We start from the raw sequence: 11,829 nt of genomic DNA, 5'->3' as shown, positions 1-11,829 counted from the left end.
TTGCCAGGAGAATGGGCATGATCGATCTTCCATATTATCTTCGGATGCAGAACCGGTTTGGCGCGCGCCTGCTGCTCGCTGCGCTGTCGCTGACCGCTGCTTCCTGCTCCGACGCGGCACCCGCTGGTGGGGGAAACGGCACCGCGCCTGCCGCTCCGAGTACTAAAGCTGCGGATCTGCCACCGGCAGCCGCTCCCACTTCAGCCGCGCACAATCCGGCGCAATCGTCCGTTTCGAAGGTGCTGGCGAAGCAGGACACCGCCATGGCCAATGGCGGAACGTCGTGCCTGATCACCTTCGCTTATGCCGGGACCAAGCAGCAGCAGTTCCTGTGGGAGCGCGAATCCTGCGCCAAGGTCGATGCGGCGATGATCGGACGCGCCAAGCTGGAGGAGCTAGGCGCCTGGACCAAGCTCGACTCCTACGGTCGATCGTTCGTGGGCAGCGTGCGCGACGGCAAGCTCCTGTATGTCTCCGGCGAATCCTCTGCGTCACTAATTCCAATCGACGAAACTGGCGAACCCTATGAAGTAGAGGTAGCGGACTGATGGGGCGAAAGGCTGAATAGCCGTCCTCCAGCCGCGCAGCCGCTCTGCCAGCACGTCGAGCTCGCCGTATCATAGCCGCCCGATCTCGCATTACGGCAAGACCAGTGAGCGGATTGGCTCGATTGGAGCGTACCGGCCGCCAATCTGCTTGCACTGCTCCCCAAAGGCAGCCTCTTGGTGACGCAGGTATCGCCGCCGCCCGCGGGGGCGGTCCGGCCGACGCTTGCGGGTGAATAACCGATGGTCGCGCGGAGCTGCCACTGGCGCCGACGACGGTCTTCATGATCCTTGCCGTGGACGCTACCGCTCGTTGCTGGCTGCACGAGATGAAGCATGACGGATAGCGCACGCTGGCTGCGGTAGGAGGCGGTACGGCGCTAGGCTATACACGATCCGGATTCGAATGCTCGGATCGCTTCGCGTCAATCCTCGGGAACGTCGCGAAGCTCAAGGTCGAGTCGGCGCTAATCGATGAAGAAGCGATGGTGCTCAACGCCGACCGCCAGTCGAGCTTCCAGGCGCCGCTAAACGGCGCGACGGACGATCAATGTCGCCCTTCGTTTCCCGGACTGGCCGGAGATGATGCGGCAGCGAACGGCTGCGGCATACCTCGACCTGCGTGAGTCCGCGTTCATCCGCGAAGTGTATCGAGGGACGCTGCCCAACCCCGTCGTGCTGGGTGGGCGACAAAGCTGGAGCCGGCAAAAGCTCGACGGAGCGATAGCGCGCTTGCTGACTCGTTGAGCGCGGCCCTCTGTCGGCCGCTGCTAGAGCATCTCGAGGGGCTGCGGTTCGCGCGGTCGGGGGAATAGCACGTCGAGCTTGGCCAGTATCTTCGCGTCCAGCACGAGATCAGCCGCCGCGCAGTTCTCGCGGACATGCTCGACGCTTGCGGCCTTCGGGATCGCGATCACGCCTGGCCGACGCAAAACCCAGGCGAGTGCGAGCTGCGATGGTGTCGCGTCGATTTCAGACGCGATCGCCGCAAGCTTGGGATTGCCGAGAAGTCGCCCCTGCTCAACCGGGCTATAGGCCATCGCCGACACGCCGCGATCGGCAAGCCATGGCAGGAGGCCATGCTCCGGCCCGCGACGGGAAAGATTGTAGAGGATCTGGTCGGTCGCGCAGGTGCCGCCACCGGCGGCCACGAGTTCCTCCATGTCGTCTGTATCCAGGTTGCTTACACCCCAATGGCGGATTTTGCCCTCGCGCTGGAGCCTCCCCATTGCCTCGACGGTCTCGGCCAAGGGCACGTTGCCACGCCAATGGAGAAGATAGAGATCGAGGCGATCAGTGCCGAGCCGCTTCAGGCTCGCCTCGCACGACCCGGCCAAGCGTTCGCGCGCGGCATTTTGCGGATAGGCCTTGCTGACCAGGAAGAGTTGATCGCGTATGCCTGTGATCGCCTCGCCAATCAGTGTCTCGCTGGCTCCCTCGCCGTACATTTCGGCGGTGTCGATCAGCGTCATGCCGAGCTCGATACCAACGCGAAGCGCCGCGATTTCCTCGGCACGACGCTCCCGGCGATCACCCATCATCCAAGTGCCCTGCCCTAGACAAGGCACCCGTTCGCCACCGGGGAGATCTATGATGCGCATATCATCCTGGTCCTTGCTTTCGAGACGCAACGAACGATAGGTCCGGGCAGCTCCGACGTGATCCTTCGAATTCATCCTCCCACCTCAAGGGCGCCTGACGAGAGGTCCCCAAGTTGTTCTGAAAGCTCGCAAGGACTCCGATCACAATCTGAGGCCGTAGCGGTCTAGTGCCGATCAGCGCCGCTGCTGCCGCCGCCAGCCTCTTCCGTCCTCGGCTTCACCATCGGTCCGCAGCAAGCTCCCGAGCGGACGGCCGTTCAGCGTGCAATCGTCCATGACGCGGTCATAGCTCTGCCGGCCGCCCGGCAGGCGAGCGTGGCACCTCGATCCACTGATCGGGGCGGTCCTGAGCGCTGACGCAGAGGCTGTCGCCGTCGCCGACATACCGCACGACGCGAGTGCCCTGGGTCGGCAACCCGCCTTCGCAAGGATCGGCGCTCGCCCCCGGCGCCCAGGCGAGTCCAATGGCGAGCGCGCTCCCGGCAAGGGCACGCCGCATCAACCTGGGATCCCCGTCACTAGGGCAGTTCCTCGATGAACAGGATCGTCACCCGGAAGCCAGCGGGTTCGAAGCCGATGCCGCTCGACAGACTGCCGAGAGGGAAATTCGCCGTGGCAGCGAGCAGAGCAGAGCAGAGCAGAGGATCGATATCGCCTGTAGTGCTGGATGGCGTAGTGCGTTGGGAAAACATCCTCGGCCTCGCGTCAGAATGCCAATGCGGTCTGTACCGGCTTCGCGTCGATCTCCTCGACTACGAATGTGCGCGCTGGTGGAGTCATCAACAGGTCGGTTTCGGGGACCTCATGACCTAACCACTGCTTCACCTGGCGCCGATGAATGATCGCGCCGTGCCGCTCCTGATGAAGGGCGACTTCGGGGTTCGCCTCAACCGTGACGATCCGGTAATAGAGCGGCCAATCGCCCATCGCCGGCTCCCACACGCCGGCGAGGTAGAAGAAGTTGCCGCCGTCGAGCGTCACACGGTACCGGCGCTTGCCGACCGCCAGCTGAAATTCCGATGCCGGGATCAGGCAACGACGGCTCGGGAAGGTCTTTCCTTCAGAGCGGACGAATCGAAAGGCGACGCCGTCGCTGAACCGCGGATTGGAACCCCAGACCGCCTCGATCATCTCCATCTCTTGTGGATTGTCTGGGTTGCACCGGATGATGGCGCGGCGTGCTCCCAGCGGTGCTTCGGAGTCGAAGGGGGTTGGAGTCGCGGCCATGACCGAGAACATATTGGGAACGCGCTTGAGTCGCAAGTCGCGACAAAACGGAGGCTGACATGTGCAATGACTATCGCCTCGAGGTCGACGTCGCTTCGATCCTGAAGGACTTTGACGACCTCAAGATCAAGATCACCACGCCCGAGGGAACGCCGAACGTAGCCGCCCGCTCGGACGTCCAGATTACCGATATCGGACCGATCGTCCGCGAGATCGAGGACCAGCGCGGCGCGGGCGAGCTGGTGAATCGCCGATGGAGCTGGCCAGGGCCCAAAGGGGCTCCGGTGTTCAACTTCCGGTCCGAAGGACGCGAGTTCACCTCGAAGCGATGCCTGATCCTCGCCGATGGCTATTACGAGTTCACCAAGCCCGAAGACCCGAAGCAGAAGCGCCAGGACAAGTGGCTGTTCACGCTCAACGATCACCGCTGGCTCTGCATCGCAGGGATCTGGCGCAGCCATCCCGATATCGGCGAAGCCTTCACGATGCTGACCACCGATGCCGGCGAGGACACAGCGCCGTATCATAGCCGCCAGATCATCGCGTTGCGGCGCGACCATTGGGCGGATTGGCTCGATCCGAGCGTACCGGCCGCCAATCTGCTTGCACCGCTCCCGAAAGGCAGCCTCTCGGTGGCGCAGGTGTCGCCGCCGCCTGCAGTGGCGGCCCAGCCGACGCTTGCGCTTGAATAATCGATGGTCGCGCGTGGGCTGCTGGCGCTGGGCTGGTCCTTCGTGGCGCTCAGCCTGGTGAGCGCGCTGCTGTCGCTGATGCCGACGCCAATCTTCCTGATTCTGCCGCAAGCTGTTTCGCACGCTCCTCGAAGCGTGGCGGCGAGCTCTGCCGCAGCCGCTGGGTCAGTCGAGAAGTCGAAGTGTCTCGGCCACTTGTCGTGGTCCGCGTGGTACCTGTCGTCCGCCGGCGCGATCACGTTGGGCTGATAGGCGAGCACCTCAGCCTGCACTTCCGAATACCGTTCGTATGCCCGCGTCCAGTTGATCAGCGGCCCACGCATGTATGGATTGCGCAGCGGACAGTTCTGTATGAGTACGGTCGCATGAAGCTTCTGCGAGTTAAAGGGACCGCCTTACGCTGCCCTCGCCACCAACGCAGCATCACCCGCTCAGGGCGAAGTCCGAAGGCTGCCGAAAAAAGCTTCGATCCCTGCTCGGTCACAGGCGTTTATTTCAGCTTTTCAACGAAGTTGCTGTGGACGTAGCCGACGTCCCCTGTGTCCAGGCGAGCGTCGAACCACTCTCCTGCCTTCTCTCCAATCCAGAATATTCGGCCACTGCGGACGATCGCCCTACCGATCTATAGATCGATAGGGCGTCGCGAGCGCTCGACCCTTCCCCCCGAAAGGGAAGAGGCTTCAAGCTACGGATTAACCGAGGTTCGGCGAGGCAGGTTCCAATTTCTCTGTCAGATGCCACAGTGCATCAGTGGCACCCTGCTTGAGCAGCCTTCCTAGGTCATAATGCACGAGCAAGAGATGCAGCGAAGTCCCGAAAGTTACTTGGGTTTAGGTTAATGATTAAAGTCGCGGCTTAGCTCATTCGATGTCGTAGCTGCTCGAAGTGATGACCAATCGCCTCGTTCATGGCAGACTGAAGCTTTACCGAGCCGACTGATCGCTCAATCGAGATCAGCATGAAGACTCGAATGCGGTTGAGTTGCTCGTCATCTAGCAGCCCTCCAGCTGCGAGCTCATTGCAGAGCGCTGCTACCCCAGCGACAGCCACAGTGCCTACCGCCATGCTGTCCATCCGGGCGGTTGCCAGCTCAGTTGAACGTTCAACGTCCATTTCTTCCTCCCTGCCGAAAGTCAGCACTCTGACCCATGAACGAGGCGAAGCCAATCCTGACGGAGACGTAAGCTCTCAACTCGCGTCGAGCGTTCGCGCGAGTCTCCCACAGGGTCCACACCAGCAAGCCCGTACCCAAGCGCTAAGCAACAAAGTCCACAAAGCAAAGTCGGCAGGATCGCGGGCGGCGTCGCAGCCTTTCATTGGGCGCAACTGCCAACGCTGCAGCAGGTGGATCTGCTCGCGCACCGCTTGGTCTCAAATGGGGCGGTCACCCCTTTCGGTTCGTGCCTGCTTCCTTGTTCGACCGAGATGTCCCGCAGGCCATAGCAAAGCCGCCATCCCAATACCGCTGAGCGCATGTTTCCTTGATGGCCTCGGTTCTTGGGGAACCCAGGACAGATCACGCACACCCTTCCACGTAACCGAGCACCGGCATGGTGCCGACGTGCATTAGGCTCACCTTGCCGTCACGCCCAATTTCGAAGCGCAAGGCGGGGTCGCCACTCGCGGCGTTGGGTGCAGTCAGGTATTTGGCAGGGCCGTCTTCGTACTTATGCGGCTCCTCGCGGAAGCCGCCAAACCACTTCTTAACGTCCTTCTCGCTCGAACCCACGCCCAGGCCCTCGGCGAGCTTCACGTCGGAGCGCTGGCCGACTGTGATACGCCGCACCTTGCCCTCGGAGACAATGGCGTAGACGCCGGGATGATCGGGCGAGCTTACTGTTCGGCACGCGCCGCCTGTCTGCGCGCCGCGCTCGGCCCATGCGCCGCTTTTCGGCACCGGCCGGCCGATCCGCAAATCGCCGAGCCCTTCGAGGCGGAGCACCGTTGCCGAGACAGGTGTCGGCGACGCCGCTGCTTCGCGCGGTGCATCTTCGGTCATCCGAGAGGAAACAGAAGGGCGGGGGGCCGCGCTCTCCGCCACCACATCAGCTGTAGGCGCAGTGACGTTTGTGTCGTCCGACCGGGAGGAACAGGCAGCGAGGGCAAAGATCAAGGCAACAGCGGGCGCAGCATAAGCAGGAAGGTGTTTCATGACGGAGGAACGTCAGCGGCGAGCAGAGGGTTTCGTCGTGCTGCCGTGTTCGGGCCAGGATAGGTCGGCCGGCGCGAAGCCGAGGGTGATGGCATCGCCCGATCTACGGGTGGCGAGCACAGCGACGAGGAACTTGATGATGCGGTTGATCGGATGGACATTGGGCGCAGCGCTGGCGCTCGGTGGATGCACCACCACCACCGGGGAGGTCCCCCGGCCGCAAGCGGCGGCCACACCGCAGCCGCAAATCCGAAGCATGACCTACGCCACGACCGTCTGCCACGGATTTTGCCCGGTCTATACCGTAGCCGTAAGCGCCGATGGCGCGAGCCTGTTCACCGGCACCAGCAACACCGCGGTGATCGGCGAGCGCCGCTTCAGGGCGGCGCCGGCCCAAGCCGCCAAGTTCTTCAATCGTCTGCAACCCTATCTGCCCACGGGCGAGCTGCTGCTGACCGGCCCGGATTCTTGCAGGACATATGCGACCGATCTTCCTTCCGTCGATGTAAGGTGGACCGGTGGGGCCGGGTCAGGGCACCTGCTGTACGATTATGGCTGCGATCGCGACGAGCATCGTGCGCTGGCAGAGGCGCTGCGCGACGCGCCGCTTGCGCTGCCGCTCGGCGGGTTGATCGGCAAGCGCCGATTTCAGGGCGCTGACTCTGCGGCGCACCATAGGCCGCTGACGCTCGATCATCAGCCGAATGGCTGAGCAGCCCCAAGCCAAAGTGAACCAGCCCCCCACAAAGGCGGAGCTCGTCCTTATTCCGCTCGGGAGCAATTACCAGCGGCGGCCGCGATGATCGCGATCGTGCTTCTGGATGCGGATGCTGCGCTCGAGTGAGTCGAACCGACGGTCCAGATCGCGGCGCTTGGCCAAAGTCAGGCCGGGGCGTGCTAGTCGATAGCGAGCCTCGAGACGCTCGATGGCGCGGAACTGCGTGCGCAGACGGACTGCTTCGCGGCGAGTGAGCGCGCCAGAGCGGATGCCCTGGTTGATGCGGACTTCGTTTCGATTCTGGCGGGCATTGATGTTCTGGCAGACTCCGCCCTGCGGGTTAACTATTCCCGGCGCGGAGGTGGTGGCGATTGCGCTGGCTGGAAGCGCAGCGGCGAGCATGCCGAGACCGGAGAGCGACGGTAATCTTTTTCATCTCAAATCTCCTCGTACATCGACCGCAATCTGCAGTCCTAGGCAGGCAAGGAGCGCGGTTGGCCACGATGCGAGCGGTACGCGCTGTATCGCCTTGCGCCTGTCCAAATCCTGAGCATTCTGTTCAAAAAAATACAGGTCGCCGACGCGCGGCGTCGTGTGCGTAGCGGTAAAACTCGGGAGTGTGCGGCGCCCGGCGCGTGTCTTTCCCCCGGTGAGAAGCTGGGCTTTCGCGGCCAAACCCCTCTTCGTTCCGCATCTGGCGGGAAGCGCGGATGCGCCCGCATCGCGAGAACGTGTGAACGGTATCGTTCGGGCCCGTCGAACAGTGCGTCACCTTCGATCACCGTGACCGGCCTGGATCCCGCGGCCGGCGCGCGACTTACGAACGCTTCATCGGAAGTCCCGAGGCTTGATCTTGATGCCTTCGGTCGGCTGCCCGGGGACAATGCCCGAGCCAAGCCTGAGATCGGGAATGTAGATGTCGCGCGGCACCTTGCCCAGCGACCGCTCGGCCGGGACACGTGGATCGGGGCCCATGCCGTGCTTGACGATATCGGCGCGGGCGACGCGGTAGACATCGGCGACATCCTGGCGCGAACCGACGCTCGCGAGCAGCGGCGAGAGATCGTCGAGCCGCTCGACGACGACGTGGATGACTTCACCCTCGCGCTGCACCTTGCCTCGCACGCCGAGCATGGACGCACCGAGCACAACGCGCCGGTGCTTCTCGAAGACGTTGGTCCACACCACCAGGTTGGCAATGTCGGTCTCATCCTCGATGGTGATGAACATCACGCCCTTGGCCGAGCCGGGCTTCTGGCGAACCAGCACGAGACCGGCCAGGTTGATCCAGCGCCCGTCCTTCATCGTGCGCGTCTCCGAGCATGGCCGGATCTTGCGGGCGGACAACTCGTCGCGGAGGAAGGCGAGCGGATGCGCCCGCAGCGACAAGGAGGTTGCGCGATAGTCCTCGACCACTTCCTGGCCTTCACCCATCGGCACGAGCGTGACCTCAGGCTCGTCCGCTTCGTCGCGCCACGCTTGGTCGCGCCGGTCGGCCGCGGCGAACAGCGGCAAGGGCGTGTCCGCCAGCCCCTTGACCTGCCAAAGCCCCGTGCGGCGGGTCTGCTCCAGCGACCCGAACCCGTCGGCCTCGCCAATACGGTTGAGCGCGCCGGCTCCGATCTCGGCACGCCGCTGGATCTCCTCGACGCTACGGTAGGGCTGGTCCGCGCGCGCACCGACGATTGCGGCGGCATCGGCATTGGACAGGTCGCGCACCATCCGAAGGCCCAGACGCACCGCCTTGTAGCGGCCGGTCGTGTCTTCGAGCGTACAGTCCCAGCGGCTCGCGTTGACGTCGACGGGACGGACCTCGACGCCGTGCTCGCGCGCGTCGCGGACGATCTGCGCGGGCGCATAGAAGCCCATGGGCTGGGCGTTGAGCAATGCGGCGCAGAACGCATCGGGATGATGGCATTTCATCCAGCTCGACGCATAGGCGATCAGCGCGAAGCTGGCGGCATGGCTCTCGGGAAAGCCATAGCTTCCGAAGCCCTCGATCTGCTTGAAGGTCTTCTCGGCAAAGGCATGCGCGTAGCCGCGCGCGACCATGCCGCCGATCAGCTTGTCGCGGAAATGGCTGACCCCGCCGGTGAGCTTGAAGGTCGCCATGGCGCGGCGAAGCAGGTCGGCCTCGGACGCGGTGAACCCGGCGCACTCGATCGCAACGCGCATTGCCTGCTCCTGGAAGAGCGGCACGCCGAGCGTCTTCTCGAGCACCCGGCGCAACTCCTCCTTGGGATAGGTGACCGCCTCCCTGCCTTCGCGGCGCCGTAGATAGGGATGGACCATGTCGCCCTGGATCGGGCCGGGCCGCACGATCGCGACCTGGATCACCAGGTCGTAGAAGGTCCGAGGGTTGATCCTCGGCAGCATCGCCATCTGGGCCCGGCTCTCGATCTGAAAGACGCCGAGCGTGTCGGCCTTGCGGATCATCGCATAGGTGGCGGGATCCTCGGCCGGGATCGTGGCCAGGTCGACTTTCACGCCCTTGTCGGCGGCGAGGAACTCGAAGCCACGCCGCATGCAGCTGAGCATCCCCAGCCCCAGCACATCCACCTTCATGAAGCCCAAAGCGTCGATATCGTCCTTGTCCCATTCGATAACCTGCCGGTCGTCCATCGCCGCCGGCTCGACTGGCACGAGCTCGTCGAGCCGGTCGCGGGTAAGGACGAAGCCGCCGGGATGCTGGGAGAGGTGCCGCGGCGTGTTGATCAGCAGGCGCGCGAGCTCGAGCGTCAGCGCGAGCCGGCGATCACCCATGTCGAGGTTGAGCTCCTCCGCATGGCGTTCCTCGACGCCCTCCCGGCTCCAGCCCCAGACCTGGCTGGAGAGGCCCGCGGTCATGTCTTCGCTGACGCCCAATGCCTTGCCTACCTCGCGGACCGCGCCGCGCGCGCGGTAGCGGGTCACGACTGCGGTCAGCGCGGAGCGGGTCCGGCCATAGGTTTCGTAGATCCACTGGATCACCTCCTCGCGCCGCTCATGCTCGAAATCGACGTCGATGTCGGGGGGCTCGCGCCGCTCCGCCGAGACGAAGCGCTCGAACAATAGCTCCGAGCGCACCGGGTCGATCGAGGTGACGCCTAGGCAGAAGCAGACCGCCGAGTTGGCGGCCGAGCCGCGGCCCTGACAGAGGATGTCCTTGGAGCGGGCGAAGTTCACGATTGAATAGACCGTCAGGAAGTAGGGGGCGTAGTCGAGTTGACTGATAAGCCGGAGCTCGTGCTCGATCTGGGCGCGGACCTTGGCCGTGACCCCATCCGGATAACGCTCGGGCGCTCTTTCCCAGGTCAGTCGCTCAAGCTCCTGTTGCGGCGTGCGGGCGGCATCCCGGATCTCGTCGGGATATTGATATTTGAGCTGCTCGAGATCGAAGCTGCAGCGCTGCGCGATCTCGAGGCTGCGCGCGACCGGCCGGGTGTCGCCGAGATTGCGCCGGAACAGCCGCTCCATCTCCGCAGCCGACTTCAGGTGCCGGTCCGCGACCTGCTCGCGGCGTTCGCCGAGTTCGTCGATCGTGCATTTCTGGCGGATGCAGGTGACCACGTCCTGCAGCAGCCTTCGGTCGGGAGCATGGTAGAGCACGTCCCCGGTCGCGACCGTTGCGACCCGCGCTGCGGCGGCCATCGCGGCCAGGTCGCGCAGCCGGACGGCATCGCGCGGACGGCGGCGCAGCGACAGCGCGAGATAGGAGCGGTCGCCGAAGATACGGCCGGTGCGAGCAAGCGCCGATTGCACGACGGCATCGGCCCGGTCGGGTACCAATATGCCGATCAGCCCGTCATTCCATTCCTCGACATCGTTCCAGTCGAGATGGCAGGCGCCCTTGCCGGCGCGGGCCTTGCCCACCGACAGCAGCCGGCAAAGCCGGCCATAAGCCGCGCGGTCGGTCGGATAGACGAGCAGGGCGGTTCCGTCGACGAGGTCGAGACGCGAGCCGGTGATCGCCCGCACGCCGGTGGCCTTTTGCGCGTCCCAGGCGCGTACGATGCCGGCGACCGAGTTGCGATCGACGACCCCTAGCGCGGGGAGCCCGAGCAGTGCGGCGGCGGCGAACAGCTCCTCGGGCGAGGAAGCGCCGCGCAGAAAGCTGAAATGCGTCGTGACCTGCAGCTCGGCATAAGTCGCGTTATGCTCAACCATGGAATGTGGCCAGTTGCGCCAGCCCATTTGTCTGCCCCGGAGAGCCGTCCATCAACCGACGATATCGATGGTGACGCGGGCTCGGGATCAGACGATCGCGCTGAAATTTCCGAGTTCCGGATGAAACAGCGGCAGGTTGCGGGTCGACTTCTGCGCGACCGCGCTGGCGTTGCAATTGGTCGCGAGCGTAAGCCACTCGATACCCCATTGCACGGTGAGAGTCTCGCCGTCGGCACCGGGCTCGATCGTCGCGGCGCCCTCGATGATCACTTCCCAATTGGGATCGTCATGGCGCACGGCCTTGATCAGCGAGCCATCGGACAAGGCGATATAATAAGCATGCATGTAGCTCTCACCGCCGAACTCGAACGACGGATCAGCGGGGATGGTCAGCTTGGCCTCGATGTCCCCGCTTACACGCAGGCTGGCGGCGTCCGCCGAAGGGGTGAGCGTGATGGACATTTCCAGTTCTCCGAGTCGCAAAAGAAGAACATAAAGGGAACCATGTGAGACGCCTAGCCCCGCTCGTCCTCACTCGGTGGACCGGCCGGCACCCGAATTACCACGCTATCTCGCGACGGCTCGATCTCGATCTGGTCCAGTTGCGCGAGGAGGTGCTCGAAGCTGTGCCCGTCGGAGACGGGGTAGCAATGCTGGAGCGTTCCCGCCAACCGATCGGCTTCGCGCTGCGTGAGCAGGGCGATCGAGACGATCCGGTCTGCCGGCATGGCGCTTCGTTCGCGGCGCG

At 64.2% G+C, this 11,829-nt stretch carries 15 protein-coding genes; 4 read left to right on the top strand and 11 right to left on the bottom strand.

Translation table 11 applies throughout. The annotated features are described in order from the left end of the window. Window positions 1-17 precede the first annotated feature (17 nt). Entirely contained in the window at window positions 18-548 is a 531-nt protein-coding gene (locus LZ586_RS10850; protein ID WP_235076316.1) for a hypothetical protein, read from the top strand. 767 nt (window positions 549-1,315) lie between these two features. Here LZ586_RS10850 and LZ586_RS10845 read toward each other — a convergent pair. The 4 genes from LZ586_RS10845 to LZ586_RS10830 form a co-directional block, all read right to left on the bottom strand. Then, a complete protein-coding gene (locus tag LZ586_RS10845; protein ID WP_235076315.1) occupies window positions 1,316-2,146 on the bottom strand; it encodes an aldo/keto reductase in 831 nt (276 codons plus the stop codon). Between the two features lie 283 nt (window positions 2,147-2,429). Further along, window positions 2,430-2,645 carry a hypothetical protein gene (locus LZ586_RS10840; protein ID WP_235076314.1) on the bottom strand — a complete coding sequence of 72 codons (216 nt, stop codon included), beginning with the start codon at window positions 2,643-2,645 and terminating at the stop codon, window positions 2,430-2,432. 19 nt (window positions 2,646-2,664) lie between these two features. Next, window positions 2,665-2,838: a hypothetical protein gene (locus LZ586_RS10835; RefSeq protein ID WP_235076313.1), complete on the bottom strand. Its 174-nt coding sequence runs from the start codon at window positions 2,836-2,838 to the stop codon at window positions 2,665-2,667. 13 nt (window positions 2,839-2,851) lie between these two features. Continuing rightward, entirely contained in the window at window positions 2,852-3,373 is a 522-nt protein-coding gene (locus LZ586_RS10830) for an SOS response-associated peptidase family protein (RefSeq protein WP_235076312.1), read from the bottom strand. Window positions 3,374-3,432: 59 nt separating this feature from the next. Here LZ586_RS10830 and LZ586_RS10825 point away from each other — a divergent pair, with 59 nt between their 5' ends. Both LZ586_RS10825 and LZ586_RS10820 read left to right on the top strand, forming a co-directional pair. Then, window positions 3,433-4,065 carry an SOS response-associated peptidase gene (locus LZ586_RS10825; protein ID WP_235076311.1) on the top strand — a complete coding sequence of 211 codons (633 nt, stop codon included), beginning with the start codon at window positions 3,433-3,435 and terminating at the stop codon, window positions 4,063-4,065. 3 nt (window positions 4,066-4,068) lie between these two features. Further along, window positions 4,069-4,314, top strand: a complete 246-nt coding sequence (locus LZ586_RS10820; protein WP_235076310.1) for a hypothetical protein — start codon at window positions 4,069-4,071, stop codon at window positions 4,312-4,314. Window positions 4,315-4,920: 606 nt separating this feature from the next. Here LZ586_RS10820 and LZ586_RS10815 read toward each other — a convergent pair. The 3 genes from LZ586_RS10815 to LZ586_RS10805 all read right to left on the bottom strand — a co-directional run bounded on the left by LZ586_RS10815 (window position 4,921) and on the right by LZ586_RS10805 (window position 6,475). Beyond that, window positions 4,921-5,178: a hypothetical protein gene (locus LZ586_RS10815; protein WP_235076309.1), complete on the bottom strand. Its 258-nt coding sequence runs from the start codon at window positions 5,176-5,178 to the stop codon at window positions 4,921-4,923. A 403-nt stretch (window positions 5,179-5,581) separates the two neighbouring features. Further along, on the bottom strand, window positions 5,582-6,064 hold the full coding sequence (locus LZ586_RS10810) for a hypothetical protein (protein WP_235076308.1): 483 nt from the start codon (window positions 6,062-6,064) through the stop codon (window positions 5,582-5,584). Between the two features lie 165 nt (window positions 6,065-6,229). Further along, window positions 6,230-6,475, bottom strand: a complete 246-nt coding sequence (locus tag LZ586_RS10805) for a hypothetical protein (RefSeq protein ID WP_235076307.1) — start codon at window positions 6,473-6,475, stop codon at window positions 6,230-6,232. Between LZ586_RS10805 and LZ586_RS10800 the strand changes: the two genes are divergently transcribed. Beyond that, on the top strand, window positions 6,474-6,929 hold the full coding sequence (locus LZ586_RS10800; RefSeq protein WP_235076306.1) for a DUF6438 domain-containing protein: 456 nt from the start codon (window positions 6,474-6,476) through the stop codon (window positions 6,927-6,929). The two genes, LZ586_RS10805 and LZ586_RS10800, sit on opposite strands and share 2 nt — an antisense overlap. 69 nt (window positions 6,930-6,998) lie before the next feature. On the opposite strand, the gene LZ586_RS10795 is transcribed toward LZ586_RS10800, so the two are convergent. The 4 genes from LZ586_RS10795 to LZ586_RS10780 all read right to left on the bottom strand — a co-directional run bounded on the left by LZ586_RS10795 (window position 6,999) and on the right by LZ586_RS10780 (window position 11,809). Further along, complete coding sequence (locus tag LZ586_RS10795; RefSeq protein ID WP_235076305.1) at window positions 6,999-7,337, bottom strand: hypothetical protein; 339 nt, start codon at window positions 7,335-7,337, stop codon at window positions 6,999-7,001. A gap of 426 nt (window positions 7,338-7,763) precedes the next feature. Next, window positions 7,764-11,081, bottom strand: a complete 3,318-nt coding sequence (locus tag LZ586_RS10790; RefSeq protein ID WP_235076304.1) for an error-prone DNA polymerase — start codon at window positions 11,079-11,081, stop codon at window positions 7,764-7,766. Between the two features lie 87 nt (window positions 11,082-11,168). After that, a complete protein-coding gene (locus tag LZ586_RS10785) occupies window positions 11,169-11,543 on the bottom strand; it encodes a hypothetical protein (RefSeq protein WP_235076303.1) in 375 nt (124 codons plus the stop codon). Between the two features lie 53 nt (window positions 11,544-11,596). Next, complete coding sequence (locus LZ586_RS10780; protein ID WP_235076302.1) at window positions 11,597-11,809, bottom strand: hypothetical protein; 213 nt, start codon at window positions 11,807-11,809, stop codon at window positions 11,597-11,599. Between the last annotated feature and the right edge of the window lie 20 nt (window positions 11,810-11,829).

The sequence above is a fragment of the Sphingomonas sp. S2-65 genome, assembly GCF_021513175.1.
Classification (GTDB): domain Bacteria; phylum Pseudomonadota; class Alphaproteobacteria; order Sphingomonadales; family Sphingomonadaceae; genus Sphingomonas.
This window is presented reverse-complemented; position numbering and strand designations above follow the sequence as displayed.